Source organism: Pseudonocardia nantongensis (genome assembly GCF_046546495.1).
In the GTDB taxonomy this organism is placed as follows: Bacteria; Actinomycetota; Actinomycetes; order Mycobacteriales; family Pseudonocardiaceae; genus Pseudonocardia; species Pseudonocardia nantongensis.
The window spans coordinates 1-19,822 of sequence record NZ_JBKGXT010000014.1 but is presented as its reverse complement, the minus strand read 5'-3'; the positions used below and the strand labels follow the sequence as shown (position 1 = coordinate 19,822).

At 72.1% G+C, this 19,822-nt stretch carries 25 protein-coding genes and 3 pseudogenes; 14 read left to right on the top strand and 14 right to left on the bottom strand.

The features are described 5' to 3' along the window. Positions 1-135: 135 nt before the first annotated feature. From ACLFMI_RS16210 to ACLFMI_RS16200, 3 genes are all read left to right on the top strand, one after another. Positions 136-459 (top strand): hypothetical protein, encoded by a 324-nt coding sequence (locus ACLFMI_RS16210; protein WP_410948695.1) that lies wholly within the window; start codon positions 136-138, stop codon positions 457-459. Next, positions 460-2,064, top strand: coding sequence for an alpha/beta hydrolase (locus ACLFMI_RS16205; RefSeq protein ID WP_410948694.1), 1,605 nt, complete (start codon positions 460-462; stop codon positions 2,062-2,064). Between the two features lie 160 nt (positions 2,065-2,224). Continuing rightward, positions 2,225-2,872 (top strand): TetR/AcrR family transcriptional regulator, encoded by a 648-nt coding sequence (locus tag ACLFMI_RS16200; RefSeq protein ID WP_410948693.1) that lies wholly within the window; start codon positions 2,225-2,227, stop codon positions 2,870-2,872. A gap of 74 nt (positions 2,873-2,946) precedes the next feature. Here the strand turns inward: ACLFMI_RS16200 and ACLFMI_RS16195 are convergent, their stop codons facing one another. The 6 genes and pseudogenes from ACLFMI_RS16195 to ACLFMI_RS16170 all read right to left on the bottom strand — a co-directional run bounded on the left by ACLFMI_RS16195 (position 2,947) and on the right by ACLFMI_RS16170 (position 6,562). Continuing rightward, positions 2,947-3,150 carry a cold-shock protein gene (locus tag ACLFMI_RS16195; RefSeq protein ID WP_410948827.1) on the bottom strand — a complete coding sequence of 68 codons (204 nt, stop codon included), beginning with the start codon at positions 3,148-3,150 and terminating at the stop codon, positions 2,947-2,949. A 171-nt stretch (positions 3,151-3,321) separates the two neighbouring features. Beyond that, positions 3,322-3,513: pseudogene (locus tag ACLFMI_RS16190) on the bottom strand (CNNM domain-containing protein); the annotation flags it as partial. A gap of 672 nt (positions 3,514-4,185) precedes the next feature. Then, positions 4,186-4,668, bottom strand: coding sequence for a MaoC family dehydratase (locus tag ACLFMI_RS16185; protein ID WP_410948826.1), 483 nt, complete (start codon positions 4,666-4,668; stop codon positions 4,186-4,188). After that, positions 4,668-5,105 carry an MFS transporter gene (locus ACLFMI_RS16180; RefSeq protein ID WP_410948825.1) on the bottom strand — a complete coding sequence of 146 codons (438 nt, stop codon included), beginning with the start codon at positions 5,103-5,105 and terminating at the stop codon, positions 4,668-4,670. The genes ACLFMI_RS16185 and ACLFMI_RS16180 overlap by 1 nt, the downstream gene beginning before the upstream one ends. Positions 5,106-5,532: 427 nt before the next feature. Beyond that, positions 5,533-5,667, bottom strand: a pseudogene (locus ACLFMI_RS16175) (hypothetical protein); the annotation flags it as partial. Positions 5,668-5,737: 70 nt separating this feature from the next. Continuing rightward, entirely contained in the window at positions 5,738-6,562 is an 825-nt protein-coding gene (locus tag ACLFMI_RS16170) for a thioesterase family protein (protein ID WP_410948692.1), read from the bottom strand. A 319-nt stretch (positions 6,563-6,881) separates the two neighbouring features. Here ACLFMI_RS16170 and ACLFMI_RS16165 point away from each other — a divergent pair, with 319 nt between their 5' ends. The 6 genes and pseudogenes from ACLFMI_RS16165 to ACLFMI_RS16140 all read left to right on the top strand — a co-directional run bounded on the left by ACLFMI_RS16165 (position 6,882) and on the right by ACLFMI_RS16140 (position 10,436). Next, positions 6,882-7,571, top strand: a complete 690-nt coding sequence (locus ACLFMI_RS16165) for a TetR/AcrR family transcriptional regulator (protein WP_410948691.1) — start codon at positions 6,882-6,884, stop codon at positions 7,569-7,571. Between the two features lie 79 nt (positions 7,572-7,650). Next, entirely contained in the window at positions 7,651-7,809 is a 159-nt protein-coding gene (locus tag ACLFMI_RS16160; protein ID WP_410948690.1) for a hypothetical protein, read from the top strand. A gap of 246 nt (positions 7,810-8,055) precedes the next feature. Continuing rightward, the gene (locus tag ACLFMI_RS16155; RefSeq protein ID WP_458788589.1) at positions 8,056-8,376 is read left to right on the top strand and encodes an ArsR/SmtB family transcription factor; all 321 of its coding nucleotides are present in this window, start codon (positions 8,056-8,058) and stop codon (positions 8,374-8,376) included. Continuing rightward, positions 8,373-9,053, top strand: a complete 681-nt coding sequence (locus tag ACLFMI_RS16150; protein WP_410948688.1) for a cation transporter — start codon at positions 8,373-8,375, stop codon at positions 9,051-9,053. The genes ACLFMI_RS16155 and ACLFMI_RS16150 overlap by 4 nt, the downstream gene beginning before the upstream one ends. Positions 9,054-9,500: 447 nt before the next feature. After that, a pseudogene (locus ACLFMI_RS26780) lies at positions 9,501-9,800 on the top strand (arsenic resistance protein); the annotation flags it as partial. Positions 9,801-10,046: 246 nt separating this feature from the next. Beyond that, positions 10,047-10,436, top strand: coding sequence for a L,D-transpeptidase (locus ACLFMI_RS16140; RefSeq protein WP_410948687.1), 390 nt, complete (start codon positions 10,047-10,049; stop codon positions 10,434-10,436). A 624-nt stretch (positions 10,437-11,060) separates the two neighbouring features. On the opposite strand, the gene ACLFMI_RS16135 is transcribed toward ACLFMI_RS16140, so the two are convergent. Further along, positions 11,061-11,852, bottom strand: coding sequence for a GAF and ANTAR domain-containing protein (locus tag ACLFMI_RS16135; protein WP_410948686.1), 792 nt, complete (start codon positions 11,850-11,852; stop codon positions 11,061-11,063). Positions 11,853-12,024: 172 nt separating this feature from the next. Between ACLFMI_RS16135 and ACLFMI_RS16130 the strand changes: the two genes are divergently transcribed. The 3 genes from ACLFMI_RS16130 (at position 12,025) to ACLFMI_RS16120 (ending at position 14,408) form a co-directional block, all read left to right on the top strand. Next, on the top strand, positions 12,025-12,621 hold the full coding sequence (locus ACLFMI_RS16130) for a TetR/AcrR family transcriptional regulator (protein WP_410948685.1): 597 nt from the start codon (positions 12,025-12,027) through the stop codon (positions 12,619-12,621). Between the two features lie 169 nt (positions 12,622-12,790). Then, entirely contained in the window at positions 12,791-13,528 is a 738-nt protein-coding gene (locus ACLFMI_RS16125) for a GAF and ANTAR domain-containing protein (RefSeq protein WP_410948684.1), read from the top strand. Positions 13,529-13,616: 88 nt separating this feature from the next. Next, a complete protein-coding gene (locus ACLFMI_RS16120) occupies positions 13,617-14,408 on the top strand; it encodes a GAF and ANTAR domain-containing protein (RefSeq protein ID WP_410948683.1) in 792 nt (263 codons plus the stop codon). A 96-nt stretch (positions 14,409-14,504) separates the two neighbouring features. Here the strand turns inward: ACLFMI_RS16120 and ACLFMI_RS16115 are convergent, their stop codons facing one another. Genes ACLFMI_RS16115 through ACLFMI_RS16085 form a run of 7 tightly spaced genes read right to left on the bottom strand, consistent with a single transcriptional unit; the run spans position 14,505 to position 17,844 of the window. Continuing rightward, positions 14,505-14,861, bottom strand: coding sequence for a PRC-barrel domain-containing protein (locus tag ACLFMI_RS16115; RefSeq protein ID WP_410948682.1), 357 nt, complete (start codon positions 14,859-14,861; stop codon positions 14,505-14,507). A 60-nt stretch (positions 14,862-14,921) separates the two neighbouring features. Then, entirely contained in the window at positions 14,922-15,542 is a 621-nt protein-coding gene (locus ACLFMI_RS16110) for an alkaline shock response membrane anchor protein AmaP (protein ID WP_410948681.1), read from the bottom strand. Beyond that, positions 15,542-16,069: a DUF6286 domain-containing protein gene (locus ACLFMI_RS16105; RefSeq protein ID WP_410948680.1), complete on the bottom strand. Its 528-nt coding sequence runs from the start codon at positions 16,067-16,069 to the stop codon at positions 15,542-15,544. Before ACLFMI_RS16105 ends, ACLFMI_RS16110 begins: the two co-directional genes overlap by 1 nt. Further along, complete coding sequence (locus ACLFMI_RS16100) at positions 16,066-16,569, bottom strand: Asp23/Gls24 family envelope stress response protein (protein WP_410948679.1); 504 nt, start codon at positions 16,567-16,569, stop codon at positions 16,066-16,068. Before ACLFMI_RS16100 ends, ACLFMI_RS16105 begins: the two co-directional genes overlap by 4 nt. Further along, complete coding sequence (locus ACLFMI_RS16095) at positions 16,566-16,796, bottom strand: hypothetical protein (protein WP_410948678.1); 231 nt, start codon at positions 16,794-16,796, stop codon at positions 16,566-16,568. Before ACLFMI_RS16095 ends, ACLFMI_RS16100 begins: the two co-directional genes overlap by 4 nt. After that, positions 16,796-17,299, bottom strand: a complete 504-nt coding sequence (locus tag ACLFMI_RS16090) for an Asp23/Gls24 family envelope stress response protein (RefSeq protein ID WP_410948677.1) — start codon at positions 17,297-17,299, stop codon at positions 16,796-16,798. The genes ACLFMI_RS16095 and ACLFMI_RS16090 overlap by 1 nt, the downstream gene beginning before the upstream one ends. Further along, the gene (locus ACLFMI_RS16085) at positions 17,299-17,844 is read right to left on the bottom strand and encodes an Asp23/Gls24 family envelope stress response protein (protein WP_410948676.1); all 546 of its coding nucleotides are present in this window, start codon (positions 17,842-17,844) and stop codon (positions 17,299-17,301) included. Before ACLFMI_RS16085 ends, ACLFMI_RS16090 begins: the two co-directional genes overlap by 1 nt. Before the next feature lie 449 nt (positions 17,845-18,293). On the opposite strand from ACLFMI_RS16085, the gene ACLFMI_RS16080 reads away from it, so the two are divergent. Continuing rightward, a complete protein-coding gene (locus tag ACLFMI_RS16080) occupies positions 18,294-18,854 on the top strand; it encodes an RNA polymerase sigma factor (protein WP_410948675.1) in 561 nt (186 codons plus the stop codon). Continuing rightward, a complete protein-coding gene (locus ACLFMI_RS16075) occupies positions 18,851-19,465 on the top strand; it encodes an Asp23/Gls24 family envelope stress response protein (protein WP_410948674.1) in 615 nt (204 codons plus the stop codon). The genes ACLFMI_RS16080 and ACLFMI_RS16075 overlap by 4 nt, the downstream gene beginning before the upstream one ends. Positions 19,466-19,822: the final 357 nt, after the last annotated feature.

Here is a 19,822-nt window from a genome sequence, read left to right as displayed (position 1 = left end):
CGCCTCCCATGATCGAGACCAGCGTGCCGGTCCCGGGCGGCGCCGGTCACGAACGCGACCGGCGGCGGCGTTCCGCCGCGGTGGACATGCCGCCCGGCGCAGAATCGTCCGCTCGACGGGTGCGGGGAGGAATCGATGGCGGGTTCCGGAACGACCGGCGCCGGCGGCGTGGTCCGGGCGGACCCGGACCGGCTGGACACGGTGGCCGCCGGGCTGGCGGAGGTGGCCGCGGCGCTCGCGGACGCCGCGGCGCAGGGACCCCGGCCGGAGGGCGCGGCCGGGCACGGGTTCGTCACCCCGGCGATCGCCGCGGAGCTGGCCGTGCGCTGGGCCGCCGCCCTGGACGTCGACACCGCGGCCGCCCGGCACGGCAGTGCCGCGCTGCGCGCCGCCGCGGCCGGCTGGCGGGCCGCCGACGAGGCGGCGGCCGCGGGGTTCGCCCCGCACCGGGCAGGCTGAGTGCCCACCGTCGCCGAGCTGGCCGCGGCCGACCCGGCGGCGCTGCTGCACCGGGCACGGGACTGGGAGGCGCTGTCCGGGGCGCTCGCCGGGTGCGCCGCCACCCTGGACCGGAGCAACGCGGGCCCGCCGCCGGGCTGGCAGGGCGCCGACGCGGACGCCGCGCGGGACGCCCACGACCGCCTCCGGGCCCGGGTGACCGCCGCCGCGGCGTCGGCCGCCCGGATCTCGGAGGTGCTCGGGCGGCACGCCGGCGCCACGCTGGACGCCCAGCGCCGCCTGCTGGAGGCCGTGGTCACGGTGCACCCCGGAGCCACCCGGGTCGACCTGACCACCGGTGCGATCAGCGCGGTGCCCGGGCTGCCTGCGGTCCCCGATCCGATCACCGGGCTCGGCGCGCTCATCGCCGACCTGCTCCGGTTCCGGGACGCGGCCTGCGCGGCGCTGGCGGACGCCACCCGGGCCGACGCCGAGGCGGCCGCGGCGCTGCGCGGTCTCGCACCGGACGGGCCGGGGCCGCCGGCCCCGCCGGAACCGCCGGCCGCCCCCGCCGACGTCCGCCGCTGGTGGTCGGAGCTGTCCCCGCCGCAACGGGACGTGCTCGTCGGCACCGATCCCGCGCGGATCGGGACGCTGGTCGGCGTCCCCGCCGCAGACCGGGACCGCGCCAACCGGCTCCGGCTCGACGCCGAACAGGCCTGGCTGGGCGCGGTGCGACGGTCGCTGCACACCGACCCGGCCGGGGCGGCCCGCACCGAGGCCGCACTCGCCGGCCTGGCCGCCGTCCGGCGCCGGCTCGACGCCGGCGGTGCGTACCTGCTCGACCTCGACGCCGGGTCCGCCGGGTCCGCCGGGGCCTCCGGCGGCCGGGTCGTGCTGGCCGTCGGCGATCCCGACCGCGCGGCCCACGTCGTCACGCACGTCCCGGGCACCGGCGCGGGCTGGGCGTCGGCGGCCGAGGACCTGCGTCGCACCGAGGCGACCCGGGACGCGGCCCGGGCGACGGGTGCCGGTGAGGTCGCGGCGATCCTGTGGACCGGCTACGACGCGCCGCCGACGCTGGCGGCCGCCGCCTTCGACCGGGCCGCCCGGGACGCAGCGGGCGACCTGCGGGCGTTCCAGGACGGGGTGCGGGCCGGGCACGAGGGACCGGTCCACCTGACCGTCGTCGGGCACTCCTACGGGACGACCGTGACCGGCCACGCCGCGCGCGGCGGGCAGCTGGCCGCCGACGACGTCGTCCTGGTCGGCAGCCCGGGCGCCGGGGTCCGGGCCGCCGCCGACCTCGGCCTGCCGCCCGGGCGGGTGTGGGCGACCACCGCCGCGCACGACCCGATCGACCGGATACCCGGACCGGAGCTGTTCGGGACCTCCCGCGGGTTCGCCGCCCAGGGGCTGGCGCACGGCATCGATCCGGCCTCGCCGGCGTTCGGCGCCCGGGTGTTCGCCTCGGCGCCCGGGTCCGCGCTGCCGGGCCCGGACGATCCGGCGACGCCGTCCGACGAGTCGGCGCTCGCGGCGGCCCACAGCCAGTACTGGGAGCCCCACTCGCCGAGCCTTGCCACGCTGGGCCGGATCGTGGCCGGAACCACCGGCCGTCCGTGACCCTCGGTGATCACTTCTGAGCCCACCGGTTGCCGCCGCACCGCCGTAAGGAGGAGTGGTCTCCGGCCTCCGGGGCAGCGGAGGTCCAGGTCACAGGTAGTCGTCCGATCGACGGCAACTACCGTCCCACCGGCCCGGGCACGGGCAGTAGCATGCGGGCGTGACCGACACCGAGAGCAGACCGGCGCGGCGCACGGGACGCCCCCCGCTGACCGACCGCGCCACGTTGCTGGCGGCCGCGCGCGATCTCGGCTTCTCCGAGTTGACGGTCGGCGCCGTGACGACCCGGGTCGGCGTCAAGTACTCCACGTTCTACCGCCACTTCCCCAGCCTCGAGGCACTCGTCGCGGCGCTGGCGGACGACGTCCTCACCGAGGACGCGTTCCCGAGCCTCGGCGAGGGTCGCTGGCAGGAGGAGGTGCTGGCCGTGGCGACGGCGACGTTCGACGTCCTGGCCGAGCACCCGGGCATGGCCCCGGCCCTGGTGCGCCTGCCGGAGGCACCCGGGACGCTGATGACCGTGTTCCGCACGCTGACCGACCGGCTCCTCGAAGCCGGGTTCGGTGCGGAGGACGCCGTGCTCGGCGCCGGGACCGTGATGCACATGGCGTTCCAGCCGTGGCTGACCGCCACGGCCGCCGGCGCGGGCGACGTCCGCCGGCGTGACCAGGTACTGGAGTCCCCGCAGCCGTTCGACCCGCAGGTCCGCGCGGTGTTCCGGGACGGGATCGACGCCCCGCCCCGCAGCTGGACGCTGCGCCGGGTGGAGCTGCTGATCGCAGGTCTGGAGACCCGGCTGCCGACCTGAGCGGACCGTGCACACGAGAACGCCCGGGGTGCGATCGGCACCCCGGGCGTTCCGCCTCTGCCGGCCTCAGCCGGTCAGGAAGGCACGACCTGGTCGGCCTGCGGACCCTTCTGACCCTGGGTGACCTCGAAGGTCACGGCCTGGCCCTCGTCGAGGGTGCGGTACCCGGAGGACTGGATCGCGCTGAAGTGGACGAACAGGTCCTGCCCGCCTCCGTCCGGCGTGATGAACCCGTACCCCTTCTCCGCGTTGAACCACTTGACGGTTCCCTGTGGCATCCGGATGTCTCCTCGCGTCTTGCCGGTACCTACGAAGCCGACCCTAGCCGTCCGGAGCGTCCAGCGGGACAGCGCTCCGGTATCGACCATCGGCGCGTCGCCCTCGAGTGTCCGGTTCGTACCGAAATCCGGGGTGGGTGCCGCGTCAGATCCGGACCGGGTCTCCAGGCGCGCGGCGATGGTGGCGCCGCCGTCGCTGGAGGCGAAGAACCCGGCGAAGGTGACTCCGATCTGGACCGCGGACAGGAACCGGTTGGAGTCGCCGCGCAGCCGCGCCACCCGTTCCCCGCGCCGTCCGCGTTCGGCCATGGCCGACACCTGCCCGGCCCGCAGGGTGACCAGCGCGATCTCGGCGGCGGCGATTCTGGCATCGGGGGCGTTTCGGGCGCCGGGCTCTCGAACAGATCAATCTCGTTGGCTGTCGCGGCGGTCTTCGGGATTCCCTGACGCCGGGCCCTCGGGGGCGAGGTAGGAGTGCCCGGTGGGTGTCGTGGTGCGGACGCCATCGGGTGTGCGGTGGACGGTCCATCCGGGTTGTTCGCGGACGTGGTTGTGGAACTGGCAGGTGGCGCGGCCGTTGTCGAGTTGGGTGGGTCCGTCGTCGGCGGCGCGGTCGATGTGGTCGAGGTGTCGTGCCGGTGCGTCGCAGTAGGGCTCGGTGCAGCGGTTGCGGGCGCGTGCTGTGAGCAGTTCGGCGAGGAGCCCGGTGAAGCAGCGTTGCCGGGACTCGCCGCCGATGATGATCCCGGCCCGGGTCAGGAGTCGCCGCAGCGATGTGCGGCCGTTGGTGGTGGCCAGCAGGTCGAGCGGGACGGGGCCGTGGCCGGGGATCTCGGCCGGGAGCGGGCTGTGCGGGTCGAAGCGAACACGTCCCGGTCTCCGGAGCGACGGAAGCTGGGATCGGTGAGATCACGGCCCGCTTGCCGAAGCGGGCCCGACAGCGGCACTCCGCGTCGCCTCCGGCCGGACGAAGCGCACGGTCGTCGTCACGACGGACTGGCCGAAAGCCCTCCGATCGTCGTCCCGACGCCGATCTCAGGAGCTCGTGGGCGTGGCGGGGCGCTGCCACGCCAGGAGGCGTGTGGTGGTGCTCTGGCGCACGTCGCCGTGCTGGTTGAGTGTCAGGTGCTCGACGACGACCCAGGCCTGCTCCGGGCGCGACCGCGATCGCCTGATCTCCTTGATGGTGAGCTCCACGCGCAGCATGTCGCCCGCCCTGGTCGCGGTCGGCCAGGCGATGTCGCCACCGCCGCCGACGATGCCCGTGGCGATCGGCGGACCGCTGGTGACCACCAGTCGCATGGTGATCGCGGCGGTGTGCCAGCCGCTGGCGACGAGTCCGTCGAAGAACGTCCCGCGCGCTGCTTCGGCGTCGGTGTGGAAGGGCTGCGGGTCGAAGTCGCGGGCGAACGCGACGATCGCCTCGGCGGTCAGCTCGTGGGTGTCGGTGGTGTAGGTGGCGCCCTCGACGAGATCGTCGAGCCACACACCGTCGCGGGTCGGTTTCGGAGCGGTCATCACGAGCCTCCATTCGTGGTCCTGGGACCTTCGAGGGTGTACGCGGGCGGACCGGTGGACAGGGCGGCACCCCGCCGTTCGACGACGGTGAGCGCGGCGGCGAGGACGGCGGCGACCGCCGCGGACGCGGCCAGCAGCACCCAGCCGGCGCGCAGCGCGTCGAGTTCCTCGGGGCGGCCGGTGGTGTGGGTCCCGATCACCGAGACGAGCAGCGCGACCCCGAGCACGGAGCCGGCCTGCCTGGCCGTGTTGATCAACGATGAGCCGGATCCCCACTGGTGCGCGGGCAGGGCCGAGCCGACCAGGGCGGACAGGGTGGGGAGGATGAGTCCCACTCCGAGGCCGGTCATCAGCTGGCCGGGGAGCATGCCGGCCCAGTAGTCCTGTCCGATCCCCAGCCGCAACAACCACCAGGTCGGCCCCGAGGCGAACGCCACCGCGCCGACCAGGGCGGGCGGTCCCCGGCTCCCTCAGCACACGGAGGCCGACCAGCAACGCGAGGGCGCCGACCGGGACGTTGACCAGGAACACCCAGTGCCAGGACAGCTCGACCAGCAGACCGCCCACGGGCGGTCCCAGCGCGGCGGCGACGGCACCGATGGAGGCCCAGGCCCCGACGGCGTGCGAGCGCCGCTCCGCCGGGTAGGCCGCGAGCAGCAGCGTGAGCGAGGTCGGCATCACCAGGGCGGCGCCGAGTGCCTGGACCGCCCTGGCGGCGACGAGGGTCCAGACCGACGGAGCCAGCGCACAGAACGCGGAGGCCACCGTGAACACGCCCAGCCCGAGCAGAAACAGCCTGCGGTGGCCGAAGCGGTCGGCCAGACGTCCGGCGAGGGCCAGGAACGCGGCGAAGACGACCGTGTAGCCGTTGAGGACCCAGGACACCTGGCCGAGGTCCGAGCCCGGGAAGTACGTGCGGATCGCGGGGAAGGCGATGTTGACGATGAAGAGGTCGAGGCTGGACAGGAACGCGGCGGCCGAGGTGACCACCAGGACCATCGTCGGCGACGACGGCCGTGCGGGGGCGGACATGCGGTGTCCTTCCTGGACTACCGAACCGGGTGGCGGGTCAGGGGTACCGGATACCCGCGAGCTGGCTGCCCTGCGCGACCAGCCGTCCGGAGCTGTCATGGATCCAGCAGGTCTCATCGACCCGGCCGCCGTCGATGACGGCCGAGCTGCACCGCACGTGCACCGGCCCCGTGGCCGGGAGTGCGCGCACGTAGACGTTCATCGAGATCGTGGGTACCCAGCCGGTCGGGGCGATGGAGAGTGCTGCCGGAGGCAGCGCGTCGACCGCGAAGAGCAGCGCACAGTCGTCGAACGGGTCGCCCCCGGGCAGCGTGATCCGGCCGGCGATTGCGCCCCGGCCGGACGGGGCTCCGGTCGCGAACCCGACGGTGTCGTGGTCGAGAGCGATCGTGACCTCGTCCATGATCGGTGCCGAGGTGCCGTCCGGGGTGACCGATGGGACCCGTACCGCGTCCCGGCTGGGCGCGGGCGGGACCGGTGCGTCCGGTGCATTCCATCCGGATGGGGTGCCCGGCTCGTCGAGCCGCCCGGTCACCAGCAAGGACTCCACGCAGGCATCGCCGTCCTGGGACAGCTGCACGCGCACGTGGGTGGCGGACCGTCCGGACCGCAGGACCTCGGTCCGCAGCTCGACCGGCCCCGGGACGGGAGGCCGCAGGTACTGCACCGACGCGGCCAGCGTGTGCGGCCGGTCCGACGCCGCGACCGCGGCCCGCCCCATGATCGCCAGCAGGTAGCCCCCGTTGGGTCGCCCCGCGATCGTCCACCGAGGATCCAGGCCCGCCTGCCAGCAGCCGTCCCCGGCCGGTCGCACCGCGGTCACCTCGGCGAACGACGCCTGGACCGGTGGGGCCGCCGTCACGACGACACCCCGACGGCGGGCGGGAACGGTCCGTCCGGACCGGGCCCGGACGGACAGGGGGACACACCGTGGCGGAGCCGTGCGGCGAGGGACATCACGCTGAGGCCTCACAGTCGTTCTCGAGGGTTGGGCCGGGTGCCGCGGCACCAGGAGCTATAACGGACCGATCGGTCCGAGATAACCGGACGCCGGTGCCGCCCGTCAAGCGAAACTGTCGGATGACACGTGAGCTGCTGATTGACCCTGGTCGATGGCTCGGGTATCAACGAGCTCCAGTGGCGGACCGAGTGGTCCGCCACTCGACAGGTCGGGAGGAATCGTGGCTCGGACTGCGGCCCCGGACGGCCGCGACCGGATCCTGGACGTCGCGGCACGACTGTTCTACGACCAGGGGATCCGCGCCGTCGGGATGAAACAGATCATCGACGAGGCCGGCTCCGGGAAGAGCCTGCTGTACGCCCACTTCGCAACCAAGGACGACCTGGTCGAGGCCTACCTCGAACGGTCGGCGGCCCGGTTGGCGCGCTCGTCCGCGCGGGCGTTGCAGGCCGCCAGCGACGATCCGGGTGAGCGCATCGTGGCCCTGGTGACCGAGGCCGGCCACCGGATCCTGCGGCCCGGCGGCCGAGGATGTCCCTTCCGCAACTACCTCGTCGAGTTCCCCGACCGCGACAACGAGCCGGACACCGGCGACGAGACCGGGGCCGGGACCGGGGCCGGGACCGGGACCGGGACCGGGCCGGCGGCCCTCGCGCACCGGACACTGAAGGAGTCCCGCTCGGTTCTCGATCGATCGGCGAAGGAGCTCGCCGGCCCGGTCGCCGGTGCGGTTCTGGCCGAACAGATTGGCCTGATCGTGGACGGACTCTTCGCCCAGGCGTCCTACCGGGCGCGGGACGACGACGAGCCGCCGGTGAGCGCGGTGCTCGCCGCCGTGGAGCTCGCCCGCACGCTGGTCGCGCAACACCGGGCGTCCGGAGGTGCCACGGAGACCGCACCGGGCCGGTAGCCAGCAGGCGACCGGAATGGCGACGAGGCCGGCGGCGACGACGACCCACTGCGCGACCCCGACCACGATGCTGAGCGCGATGAGCGCCAGCTTGACGCTCGCCGTCGCCCTCGGCGGCTACACCGTTCCCCGCCCCACCCGCCGCGACGACACCGTGCCCCGACACGCCGACGTCTCGTCCCCACAGCCGGCCACCGCGGCCGGGCACCTCGACCAAGCGCTACGAACCGCGCAGTAGTTCGACCAGCCCGTCCGAGGCCGGGAGCAGCGATTCCCCTCGTCCTGGTCGCCCTGGTCGTCGTGGTGCCGGAGCAGGGTGGTGCGCCCATCGCGCTGGGCGCCGTAGACGCACCCTTGCGGCCGGTACCACGGCATGGACGCTTCCGGTCGAGGCACGGCGCCCCGATGCACCCTCCATTCCATCGCCGAAACTGGCTATCATCGTCTAATGGCGATGAATAGCTGTCCCGATCCCAGTCCAGCGGTGGCACTGTTTCGCTCGCTGGCCGACCCGGCTCGCCTGGCCATCGTGTCCCGGCTGGCCGAGGGGGAGGTCCGAGTGGTGGACTTGACCCGCCAGCTCGGGTTGGCGCAGTCCACGGTGTCCAAGCACCTCGCGTGCCTGCGGGACTGTCGCCTCGTCGACGACCGGGCCGAGGGGCGCCAGTCCTACTACCGGCTCACCCGGCCCGAGCTGCTCGAACTGCTGCGCAGCGCCGAGTTCCTCCTGGCCGAGACGGGTGAAGCCGTCGCCCTGTGCCCGGTCTACGGCGACCCCGTGGCCACCGAGCTGAGTGCCTCGTGACTACGTTGCTGAGCGCGGATCGTCGTGCCGTCCTCACCCGACGGATCCGGCTGCTGGTCGCGATCACCATCGCCTACAACGTGATCGAAGCCGTGATCGCGATTGCGGCCGGGCACGCGGCGTCGTCGATCGCGCTCATCGGTTTCGGGCTGGACTCCGTGATCGAGGTCAGCTCAGCCGCTGCGGTCGCCTGGCAGTTCGCCGGCCGCGATCCGGCGCGACGCGAACACATCGCCCTGCGCATCATCGCGGTCTCGTTCTTCGCGCTGGCGACGTACGTCACCGTCGAGGCCCTGCGCGCGCTGCTCGGAGCAGGCGAGGCGGACCGCTCGACCGTGGGAATCGTCCTGGTCGCGATCAGCGTCGTGATCATGCCGTTCCTGTCCTGGATACAGAGGAGCACCGGACACGAACTCGGCTCGGCCAGCGCCGTAGCCGATTCCAAACAGACCCTTCTGTGCACCTACCTGTCAGCAGCCGTCCTGGCCGGGCTGGTGCTCAACGCGTGGCTCGGATGGTGGTGGGCCGACCCGGCCGCCGCACTCGTTCTCGCCGTTCTCGCCGTCCGCGAGGGCCGGGAGGCATGGAACGGTCGCGGCTGTTGCGCACCGTCGACAAGCCTGACAGCCCCAGGGTCGAGAACGCCGGCCCTCGACGACTGCTGCAGCGAAGACTGAGGACAGCGGTGACTGATCGATGGCTACCGCTCGGAGCTCCCGACGCGCTGCGATGCTTGCGACAGAGCTGGCCGTCGTTCTGCGCGTGTGGACGAGCATCGAGGAAGCCCACTTGCAGCGTCAGTTCGGAGCAGCATACGAACGCCTGTGCAGCCGGGTGCCGCGTTGGATCGGTGTCCCGTCGTCAGAAGGGTGATGACAACCAGGTCCAGCAGGCCCTCGGGGTATCGACTGCGATCGTCCAGAGTGGCTCGACGATGCGCGGCCGGGTGAGCTGGCTGGTTCGATGCTCCGGCGCCGAGGCCGACGGCCTGGCTGGTGCTGGTCGCGCTGAGCTCGGTGTTCCAGGTCGTCATGTTCGGCGTGCTCGGCTGGTTCTATCTCGTCGCGATCCCCGGCCGGCTCGGCCTGCCCGTCACCGACGTGTCGTTCTCCACCTGGGACAACGCCGTCGGCTGGGCGTTCGGGATGGGCTACGAGCGCACCACCACGCTCGCGTTCACCGCCGCGGGCAACAACTTCGAACTCGCCATCGCCGTGGCCATCGGCACGTTCGGCGTGACATCGGGGCAGGCCCTGGCCGGGGTCGTCGGGCCGCTGATCGATCACGCGAGCCCCGATGAGCACCCACTCGCCTGCTACGCCCACGAGCGGCTCGCCGCAGCGGCCAGCGTGTACACCTCCCCGTCGAGGAGATCGCACCTCTCGGTGCGTGACCCGACCCGGCCGGCATGGGATGTGCCGTAGCTCAGGCTCGGACCCGTCGTTGAGAGGGGGCGGACGAACAGCAAGCCGGCTCCTCGGCACAATCGATGCATGGAGGTAACTCGGGTGGGCTACGGACAGCGAAGGGTCGGCGCACTCGTCGCGGGGATGGTCGCGGTGGTCGGAGTGGGTCTGGCCGGTACCGCCGTCGCAGCCACTGGCCCCGAAAGCAGCACCGTCGCGAAGGACGCCCACGCGGAGCCAGTCGTTCCAGGTACCCCGTGCACGGTGTCCACGCGGGCGTGTGTCGATCTGGAGTCCCAGCGGGCGTGGCTCATCACCGACGGCGCCGTCTCCTACGGGCCCGTTCCGATCGCCTCCGGGGGCGCCGAGCGGGAGACCCCGTTGGGGCACTCGTTCCGTGTCTACCGCAAGTCCGCCGACCACAAGAGTGGCGAGTTCACGGGTCCGGACGGTCAGCCGGCACCCATGCCGTGGTCGGTGTTCTTCGCCGACGGCGGTGTGGCCTTCCACGGCGGTGACCGGACCCGGTCCTCCGCCGGTTGCGTGAAGCTCGACCCCGCGCCGGCGGAGAAGTTCTTCACCGACCTGGCCGAGGGGGACAAGGTCCAGGTTCTCAACGCCTCGGCCGAGCAACGGGCACGGGCGGGCGGCTGACCGGCCTCATGGGTTGAGGACCGCAGCGGTCCGGTTGAGAGGGACGCCGAGCAACTTTCACTCTGAGTCGACGCTGCTGAGTCAGGACTGCGTCCCCTGGGGTTGCTGAACCGACCCGCTGACTCGGAGTCGACGACGCATCCGGTCACGAAGTGTTCGGTGGTGCCGTCCTGTTACCGGGGCGTTACGGTCTCATCTGCCACGGCCACCGGCTCCGTACAGGCTCGTGGCGACCGACCATCCAGAGGCAGCGAATCAGTACGAGTGGCGCCGTCGAGAGCCCGGGACGGGAGAGCAGTGATCGCTTCCGCAACGGTGGGCCGGTGCGACGCGAGCAGGTGCTCATCGAGTAGGAAGCGCAGGCTGCGGGCCCGGCGGGGTGGCACCATCAGTTGCAGCTGATGGCCCGTGGTCTCCACGTGGTCGCGGAGTTCGAGCAGCAGGGTGACGCCGGCTGCGCCGCAGAAGCGCACTGCGGACAGGTCGAGACCAGGTGGACTGCGGGTACGGCCAGCAGCGATACGCGAAGTTGCCCGGCGGTGTCCATGTCGAGCTCGCCGCCGAGCTCCAGCACCCACAGGTGGTCGCCCCGTTCCTGGGTGTGGACCCATGCCGGTGGCGCGGTCACTCGTGCTCCATCGGGCTGTGGGACGCGTCCTGGGCGCGGTGTTGTTGTTCGTCGACGAGCCAGTCGGCGACCTCGGTGAGCTTGATGTTGGCGGCCTGGGATGCGGCGACGAGTCGGGCGAAGGCCTGCTCGGCGGTGAGGTGGTGGCGTGCCATGAGGATGCCCTTGGCCTGCCCGATCCGGTCCCGGCTCTGCACCGCCCGTCCGAGATGTGCGCGTTCGGCGTGGGCGTGCAGCGCGAGCGCGGCGTGCGTGGTGAACACCGTCAGCTCCTCGGTGTCGCCGTCCGGCGCCGCACCCGGTGTACGGGCGTAGAGGTTCAGGGTGCCGAGATCGCGGCCGGCGGCCCGCAACGGCAGGCACAGCATCCCGCCCACGCCCAGTTCGGCGGCCCGCGCGGTGAACTCGGGCCAGCGGGTCTCGGTGGTCATGTCCCGGATCCGGAGCGGAAGCCCGTCCCGCAGCGTGTGCCGGCAGGGGCCGTCGTCGAGTGCCGTGTGGAGCCGGCCCAGCGTGGCCGCGGTGTCGTCGGTCGGCCCGTGCCCGGTCAGCCGGCCGCGGCCGTGCATTCCGGCGATACCGGCAGACTCCGCGCCGGTCACGGTGCCCAGCGCCGCGGCGGTGATCTGGCCGGCGGCGCTGTCCTCGTCCGCGGCGGCGTGCCAGTCGGCCACCATCTCGGCGAGCCCGGGCCCGAAGTGCCCGCTGCCGGATGAGCTCGTCGCCCGGGCGGGCTCCGCGCCGTCGACGCAACGGAGCCGGGGGTGGTGGATCGGCCGTACGTCCATCGAGTACCTGCCTAGGGTGTCCCACGCGTCACGGTGTGACTGCCGGGGTCAGGGACAGCCCTCGCCTCCACACGGAAGGCGCCACGCTCCCGGTCGGCGCACGACCGGAAGACCAGGTTGTCTCTTTCTAACATCCCCACGCCCGACGTGCCAGGGCCTACAGTGGTCCGCGATGTCCACCGAGCAGACGGCCGGGGTCCGGACCAGTGCACGTGCGGATCCACGCGCGCACATCCTGACCACCGCGTACGCGCTGTTCGCCCGGCGCGGGGTCCGGGCCGTGGGCATCAACGAGATCATCGCCGAGTCCGGGGTCGCGAAAGCGACCTTCTACCGCCACTACCCGTCCAAGCACGACCTGGTACTGGCCTTCCTGGCCGAACGGGAACAGAGATGGACCCTCGATCTGGTCGAGGCCGGGTCCCGCAGGCCGGGAGCCGACCCGGCGACGGAGTTGCTGGCGATCTTCGACGTGTTCGACGAGTGGTTCGCCCGTGACGACTTCGAAGGCTGCTCGTTCATCAACGTCCTGCTCGAGACCGGCGCCGGGCATCCCGCGGGCCAGGCCGCCATCGGCTACCTGGCCACCATCCGCTCCCTGGTGCACGACCGCGCCGCACGGGCCGGGCTGGCGGACCCGGAGGAGTTCGCCCGTTCGTTCCACATGCTGATGAAGGGCTCGATCGTCGCCGCGGCCGAAGGCGACACCGGCGCAGCCCGGACCGCGCGGGACACTGCCCGACATCTGATTGCCGCACACCGCCGGTAGCAGCACGCCGCCGACACGGCCACGGACCGATGCGACGGTTAGGGTGGCCGACGAGCGACGCCGCAGGCGTCCCCAGGGGTGGCCGTGACCCCGTCACCACCGCACGCAGGCACGACCCGAGGAAGGTGGTGGCGATGCGACCCGCTCCACCCCGGGCCGGCGATCGGTGATGTCCGACCCGGCCGATCCTGCCGACACACTCAGCCGCCTGCAGACCGCGGTGGCCGTCGCGCTGCGCGACCACACCGACATCCTCGACCCGCTGGGCAAGGTCTGTCGGGCCTGCACCGAGCTGCTGCCGGTCGCGGGCGCCTCGATCTCGGTCATGTCGGGTACCGAACACCGCGAGACTCTCTACACCAGTGACCCGGTGATCGACCGGATCGAGGCCCTGCAGTTCACCCTGGCCGAGGGCCCGTGCTTCGAAGCGTTCACCACCGGCCGCCCCGTGCTGGTCGCCGACCTCGCCGCGGACTCGGCTACCGCATGGCCGGTCTTCGCCGCGCAGATGGCCGACGAGCCGGTCGGAGCGATCTTCGCGTTCCCGCTGCAGCTCGGCGCCGCCCGCATCGGCGCCATCGACATGTACCGCCACACCCCGGGCCCACTCGCACCGGACGCGCTCGCCACCGCCCTGCAGCTCACCGACATCGCCGCCACCGCCCTGGCGGGCCTGCCGCTCACCGCCGACGGTGAGGAACTCGACTACGCCTGGTTCAGCGCGCTACCCCGCAACCGGGAACAGGTCAACCAGGCCATCGGCATGCTCATCTCCGCCCACACCATCCCCGCCGACCAGGCACTGGCCCGGCTACGCGGCTACGCCTTCGCCACCGGACGCCTCGTCGACGACGTCGCCGCCGACCTCGTCGCCCGCCGACTGCCCCCCGAAGAGATCGCCGTCTGAACGAGCGCCGACGGACTCGCCTGGAACGGCGCCGACACCCTCGCTACCGTGGAACCGGAGCGGATCGACTCACACAGAGAGGGAGACGATGAACGACATGTCCCCTGCTCCCGCTCAGCGGGAGGCCGGACTGCTGACCGCGTTCGTCGACATGGCCGACACCCTGGTCGACGACTACGACGTCGTCGACCTGCTGCACCGGCTCGTCGAGCACTGCGTGGAACTGCTCGACGCCGGCGCCGCCGGCCTGATGCTGGCCGACCAGCGCGGCAGCCTGCAGGTACTCGCCAGCTCGACCGACCACGCCCGCCTCATCGAGCTGTTCCAGCTACAGGCCAACGAAGGCCCCTGCCTCGACGCCTACCGCACCGGCGAACCCATCATCACCGAGGACCTCACGGCGTCCACCACGGAGCACCGCTGGCCGTCTTTCGCCCCCGAAGCCGCCCGCCAGGGGTTCGCCTCGGTCCACGCCGTGCCGCTACGGCTGCGCCGCGAGATCATCGGCGCGCTCAACCTGTTCGGCCACCGACCCGGGCCCCTCTCCGAGCAGGACCTGCTCGTCGCCCGGGCCCTGGCCGACACCGCCACCATCGGCATCCTGCAGGAACGCGCCATCACCCGCGCCGAGACCCTCACCGAGCAGCTACAGACCGCGCTCAACAACCGCAACACCATCGAACAAGCCAAGGGCCTCCTCGCCCATGCCGGCGACCTCGACATCGACGACACGTTCGGGATCCTGCGCGCCTACGGGCGCCACCACGCCACCGGCCTCTCCGAGATTGCCCTGCAACTGGTCGCCGGCCAACTCGACCCCCGAACGGTGCTCGACCACCCTGCCCGTCAGCAGGCGCGGAAGCCTCCCGCAGCGCGCTGACGATCGAGAGCCCGGTCAGCCTCCCGCCACCGCCGTAGGTAAGCGTCCGACACTATGGCGATTCACCGGGGGGCGGGGTGTTGCAGGGCCTAAAGATCAGCGGCGGGCCAGCATCCGCCCGCTGGTGGTCGAGGCCTCGATGCCGTAGTAGGCGAAGATGGCCGGCTCGTCCGTAGCGAGCAGTTCTCCGTCTGTGGCGATGGTGGGGGCGTCCTTGACCTGCTTCTTGGGGTAGAGCACCCGGACGCCGTCGGGCTTGACCCTGGCGCCATCGAGGGGGACGAACGCGAGCTTGTGCCGGCCGATGATGCCGATCTTGACGGTGGCGAAGGTGGGCTCGTCGGTGGCGGTGTCGAAGTAGACGGCCTCGAGGTCACCGATGTTGTTGTCATCGGGGTCGATGACGTGCTTGCCCAGCCAGTCGCGAAGGTTCTCCGCCGGAAAGTTCACCATGTCGGGCACGCTCCCATTTCTGTGGTCGGTTCGCGTAGTAACGCTCTGGTCGATCCCGGTTCAGCTGGTACGGCTGGCGGCCGAGGCTGCGTCGAGTCGAACGAGGATCTCGGTGGGCAGGGTGTCGAGTTCGAGGGCTTGACGCAGTCGCGGCAGGGCCTCGGCGTCGATGCGCGCCCGGAGCTCGTCGAGCGACGCGTGCTCGGCGAGACCGAGCGTCAGGTGGAGCTGCGGGGCTCCACGGTCTCCGGTGAGCACCGCGCGGGCGCTGTGTACGCCGGTGTAGGTCTCGATCTCGGCGGCGACTGCGGTCGCCGCGGCAATACTGTCCATTCGGGTCTGCCCCGGTTCCTGGGCGTCGGCGAACTGCCAGGCCTGTGAGCGTGCGCGGTGCCCGGTCTGGGCCAGCAGCCAGCGCAGGCACAACAGTCCGATGACCACCCCTGCCACGATCACCACCCATGTCAGCCATTCCGGCGTGCTGAGCGTCGGTGGCAACAGGACGGCCTGCGGGTCCTGCCCGGGCAGCCCGAGTGCTTCGGTGAGTAGACCGAGCCCGCGCAACAGGAGGTATGCGCCGCCGAGCAGCAGAAGCAGACCCGCCACGGTGAGCAGGGCGCGATTGAGCCGTGCGGGCCGGTTCGGTGTGGCCGCCCGGGCGGCGAGGCGGTTGGTGACCATCAGTTGCTCCGGGAGGTGACCCGGACGGTGGTCCGGGGCGTGCGGGCCAGGGCGATGGCCCCGAGGTGTTCCTCGATCGCGGCGCTCACCTGTTCGCGCAGGTCACCGGGATCGCGCAGCGGTGTGGTGACCGTGGCCCGCACGCGGCGCGGGGTCACCGTGGCGGTGGCGGTGTGCACCCCGTCCACGGTGTGCGCGACGGTGGCGATGCTGCGCCGCAGGCTCTGCCGGGTCGCGCCGGCACTGGTGTACTCGGTCGTGGCCAGCGGCAGCACGGTGGCCGCCCCGCGGGTCCACGCGCATGCGAGCAGCACCAGGCCCAGTACCGCGGCGACCACGCCGGCGGCGAGCACGGCGGAGCTGCCCCACTGCAGGGCCGCGCCGGCGGCCGCCAGCGCGCCGAACGAGATCAGGGGTGGCTGTCCGAGCAGCAGCTGCACGCAGGCCATGACGAGAACGACCATCGCCGCGAGCAGCAGCAGGGCGACGATCCTGGCCGGGAGGACCCGGCGGTGACGGCGGATCATGCCAACCTCCGCACCGGGGTGTGGGGGGTGTGCAGGGCGGCGACGGCGATGTCGACCCGGCGGGCATCCAGTCCGGCCAGCGTGGACAGCCGCTCGCGCAGGTGCTCGCGCACCGTGCGGGTGACCTGCCCGACCGGGGCCGGGTAGTAGACCGACAGCCGCACCTGCAAGGTCACGACAGCGCCGTCGAGCTGGGCGCTGACCTTCGGGCTCCGGTCGGCGTGGTCGGAGCCGACCGCGACACCCAGCATCCGGTTGGCCGCGCCGCCGACGTGCTCGACCTCGCCGATGGCCTGCGCGGCGAGCTTCTCCACCGCCGCCTGGTCGAACCGGGTCGTTCCCGGCCCGCCGGCGTCCACGCGCAGCCGGTGCCGGCCGGTGTCCGGTCCGGTCCCGCCGTCGACTGTCTTGGCACCACGGTCCGCCACGGCCGGGATCGGGCCGGTCGGCGTGTCCGGGCCCGGCGCGTCCGTGGCGGGGGTGTCGGTGGTGCTACTCATCGGTCGACCCGGTCTCTGCCGGCGCCGATCCGGGACAGGTCCAGCTGTCCGTCCAGGTGGAGCCCGGCCAGCAGGCCCAGCCCCCCGAACACCAGCACCACCAGGAACGCGCCGAATCCGCCGAACGCGGCAGCGCCACCAAGGGCCAGGCCGAAGATCAGGCCGATCCAGGTGGCACTGGGCCGGGCGGCCTGGTTCATCGGGTCCAGGCCCAGGTGGGGATTCATCAGGACGACTCCTTCGTCGTGAGTCGGGTGGCCGGCGAATCCGTCGCGGTCGAATCGGGTTGCTCGACCGGTTCGGGTCGCCCGGGTGGCGGGAACTGCGGCGAGCCGGAGCGCGCCCCGGGCTCGATCTCGTCCGCGTGCGGTGCGCGCTGCGGGCGCGCAGGTGGGTCGTGCACGATCGCGTCGTCAGGGGCCGGGTCGCCGGGCACCGCCAGGTCCTCGACCCGTATGTGCAGGGCCCGGTCTGAGATGTGCTCCGCCAACGCGGCGCGCACCTGGGTGGCGATCTCGGTGACAGTGGCCGGGTAGCGGCCCACCACGTGGATGTCGACCTCTTCCTCGGTGACGCGCACCCCTCGCACGCGTCGCCCGGGCAGGTAGGTGGCGACCTCACCGAACGGTCCGCCGTGCAGCGCGGCCACCGCCGGACACGCCTGCACCAGTGGCACCAGCAGCTCGGCGGCCGGGCCCGTGCCGGGCCCGGCCTCCGGCGGCGTACCCATCACTGAACGCGCGAGTGCGACGACGACCCGCGGGCGTCGCCGGACTCCCGGTCGGCGTCACCGTCGGAGTCCTCGGAGGGAAGGTGGACGTCGTTGACGGCGATGTTGACCTCGACGACCTCCAGGCCGGTCATCCGCTCCAGCGCGGAGATCACGTTGCGCCGGATCGCCGCGGCGAGATCCGCGATCGCCACTCCGTAATCCACGACCACGGCGATGTCGATCGCCGCCTGGCGCTCGCCGACCTCGACGGTGACACCCTGGCTGGCACTCGTGCTCGCGCCCGGGATCCGCTCGCGCAACGCACCCATGGCCCGCGCGGCACCCGCGCCGAGCCGGTAGACGCCGTGGACGTCCCGGGCCGCGATCCCGGCGATCTTCGACACCACCGCTTCGGCGATGTGGGTCGAGCCGTGCGAACTCGCCAGCGCCCCACCGCCGGAGCGCTCGACGGCCGCGGACCCGTCGGCCGAACGCGATCCGGCCGGGGCCGTCGACGCTGTCGAGCCGGTCGAAGTCGACGAGGTGCTCGCGGGGTTGCTCATCTGTTCCTCCATCAGTCGGAACCTGCTGGGCCGTATGCCTGCGGTTGCAGGTCGGTACACGTAGGACACCGCCCACCACGAGTCGTCACACGGTGACGATAGTGATCTGCGTCACTCATCACGGTCGCACGTGATCACGGCCCGTGCCGGCCTGCCGGACCTCTGGCCGAATGGCCCGGACATGTCGTCGATGTGCCAACAGCCAGACACCTACCGGTGCTCTGCACACCTACCCCGTAGCCCGAGCGGTATGCCTGCAGGTCGACGAAGAGCATTCGCAGCGATCCGAACTTATGCTTCCCCGGGATCGAATCCAGCCGGTCGCCCGCGCGAGGACGCGGCGAATGCTCGAGGCGAGGCAGGGAGGGACGCGGACCGGTGCAGCTGCGGCGTTGCCAGACCGGGGTTACCGCGCCGCGACACGCAGGCGTCGACGATCGGGGCACACCGTGAGCGGTGACCGCGAGGGGCTCGACGAGTCGGCCGACCGCTGGCTGGTGGACAAGGTCCGCGGCGGAGACATCGACGCCTACGAGGTGCTGATCCGCCGCCACCGCGACCGGATCTACCGGATCGCACTGCGAATGCTGGGCAACCCGCACGACGCCGAGGACATCGCCCAGGACGTGACCATCCAGCTCTGGACCGCAGTGTCCGGCTTCCTCGGCTCCGCCTCGTTCACCACCTGGCTCTACCGGGTCGTGGTCAATCGCTGCCACAACCACATCCGCCGTCAGGCCCGCACCCGTACCCGCGCGGTTCTCGATGAGGACCCGGCCCCGGCGCCGGGCGCCGACGACGCCGCGGTCGCACGCGACCAGGCCGCCGCCACCGTGCGTGCGATCGCGGCCCTGCCACCGCCGCTGCGTGCCGCCTTGGTACTCGTACAGATGGAAGGATTGAGCTACCGGGACGCCGCCGAGATCACCGACGTCCCCGAGGCCACCGTGCGCGGTCGTCTGCACCGTGCCCGCAAGCAACTGGTCGACCACATGCGGAGTTGGTCATGAACACACCCGAGCCGGGCACCAGCCGGTTGGCGTGCGGCCGCTCGGCCGACCAGGTCCTGGATCAGGTCGCCGACGACCGCGGCGCGGACCAGGACGAGCACCAGAAGCACTGCCCACATTGCCAGGCGGCCCTGGCCGAGTACGGGCGCCTGTGGGCGCCGCTGCGCACGCTGGCCGAGGAACATGTCAGCGCCCCGGACAGCATCATCGACACCGCGCTGACCCGGATCCGGGGCAGCGTCGAACACGCTGACTACGGCGTTCTCGACTCCCCCGAAGGCCACACCCGCATCGCCGCCCGAGTCGTCGTGGTCACCGCCCGGGAATGCGCCCAGCAGACGCCCGGCGTACGAGTGGCGTTGAGCAAGCACATCACCGACCGCGGTTCGGCATCCGGGAGCGGCGCGGGGTCCGAATGGGCAGGCGCCGAGGTCACCGCAGGTGTAGCCGGACGTAGCACCGCGATCGAGATCACGCTCGCCGCCGACTATGGCCAGAACCTGCCAGAACTCGCCGAACGCGTCCGCCGGCAAGTTTCCGATCGCGTCCGTGAGCTCACAGACCTCGAACCGGTACAGATCACCGTGGTCATCGACGACGTCTTCGACTGAACCAGGCTCGACGGCAGCGCCCTCGTCATCGGAGTTGTCGACAGTTGCAGGGCCCGCACTGCGGACATCGCCGCCGACCGCTGGTAGCGGACGCCACGCGCACCGCGACCGGTCCACCGCAACGAATGTGACGCAGGACACTCACCTTCGCCATGAGGATGTATCGCTCTCTGGTGTCTCACCAGAAGAACACCACAGCTCGCACTTCAGTTCGAGCTGCGAAGGACCGAAGTGGCGTCCACCAGAGTGGTGTGTGACCGGCCCGGTGACGGGCGGAGCCTCGTGTAGGGCGGCCACCGCGTGATCTTCTTGAACACCTCTCACAGAACTCAAGAAGGACGACCACGCGATGACCGC

What these genes read in the sequence shown, in the direction of transcription:
- ACLFMI_RS16210 (WP_410948695.1), top strand. Translation starts at nt 136, where the DNA reads ATGGCGGGTTCCGGAACGACCGGCGCCGGCGGCGTGGTCCGGGCGGAC.
- ACLFMI_RS16195 (WP_410948827.1), bottom strand. Translation starts at nt 3,150, where the DNA reads ATGCCACAGGGAACCGTCAAGTGGTTCAACGCGGAGAAGGGGTACGGG.
- ACLFMI_RS16185 (WP_410948826.1), bottom strand. Translation starts at nt 4,668, where the DNA reads ATGACCGCTCCGAAACCGACCCGCGACGGTGTGTGGCTCGACGATCTC.
- ACLFMI_RS16160 (WP_410948690.1), top strand. Translation starts at nt 7,651, where the DNA reads ATGAGCGCCAGCTTGACGCTCGCCGTCGCCCTCGGCGGCTACACCGTT.
- ACLFMI_RS16135 (WP_410948686.1), bottom strand. Translation starts at nt 11,852, where the DNA reads ATGGACGTACGGCCGATCCACCACCCCCGGCTCCGTTGCGTCGACGGC.
- ACLFMI_RS16130 (WP_410948685.1), top strand. Translation starts at nt 12,025, where the DNA reads ATGTCCACCGAGCAGACGGCCGGGGTCCGGACCAGTGCACGTGCGGAT.
- ACLFMI_RS16125 (WP_410948684.1), top strand. Translation starts at nt 12,791, where the DNA reads ATGTCCGACCCGGCCGATCCTGCCGACACACTCAGCCGCCTGCAGACC.
- ACLFMI_RS16120 (WP_410948683.1), top strand. Translation starts at nt 13,617, where the DNA reads ATGAACGACATGTCCCCTGCTCCCGCTCAGCGGGAGGCCGGACTGCTG.
- ACLFMI_RS16115 (WP_410948682.1), bottom strand. Translation starts at nt 14,861, where the DNA reads ATGGTGAACTTTCCGGCGGAGAACCTTCGCGACTGGCTGGGCAAGCAC.
- ACLFMI_RS16110 (WP_410948681.1), bottom strand. Translation starts at nt 15,542, where the DNA reads ATGGTCACCAACCGCCTCGCCGCCCGGGCGGCCACACCGAACCGGCCC.
- ACLFMI_RS16105 (WP_410948680.1), bottom strand. Translation starts at nt 16,069, where the DNA reads ATGATCCGCCGTCACCGCCGGGTCCTCCCGGCCAGGATCGTCGCCCTG.
- ACLFMI_RS16100 (WP_410948679.1), bottom strand. Translation starts at nt 16,569, where the DNA reads ATGAGTAGCACCACCGACACCCCCGCCACGGACGCGCCGGGCCCGGAC.
- ACLFMI_RS16095 (WP_410948678.1), bottom strand. Translation starts at nt 16,796, where the DNA reads ATGAATCCCCACCTGGGCCTGGACCCGATGAACCAGGCCGCCCGGCCC.
- ACLFMI_RS16090 (WP_410948677.1), bottom strand. Translation starts at nt 17,299, where the DNA reads ATGGGTACGCCGCCGGAGGCCGGGCCCGGCACGGGCCCGGCCGCCGAG.
- ACLFMI_RS16085 (WP_410948676.1), bottom strand. Translation starts at nt 17,844, where the DNA reads ATGAGCAACCCCGCGAGCACCTCGTCGACTTCGACCGGCTCGACAGCG.
- ACLFMI_RS16075 (WP_410948674.1), top strand. Translation starts at nt 18,851, where the DNA reads ATGAACACACCCGAGCCGGGCACCAGCCGGTTGGCGTGCGGCCGCTCG.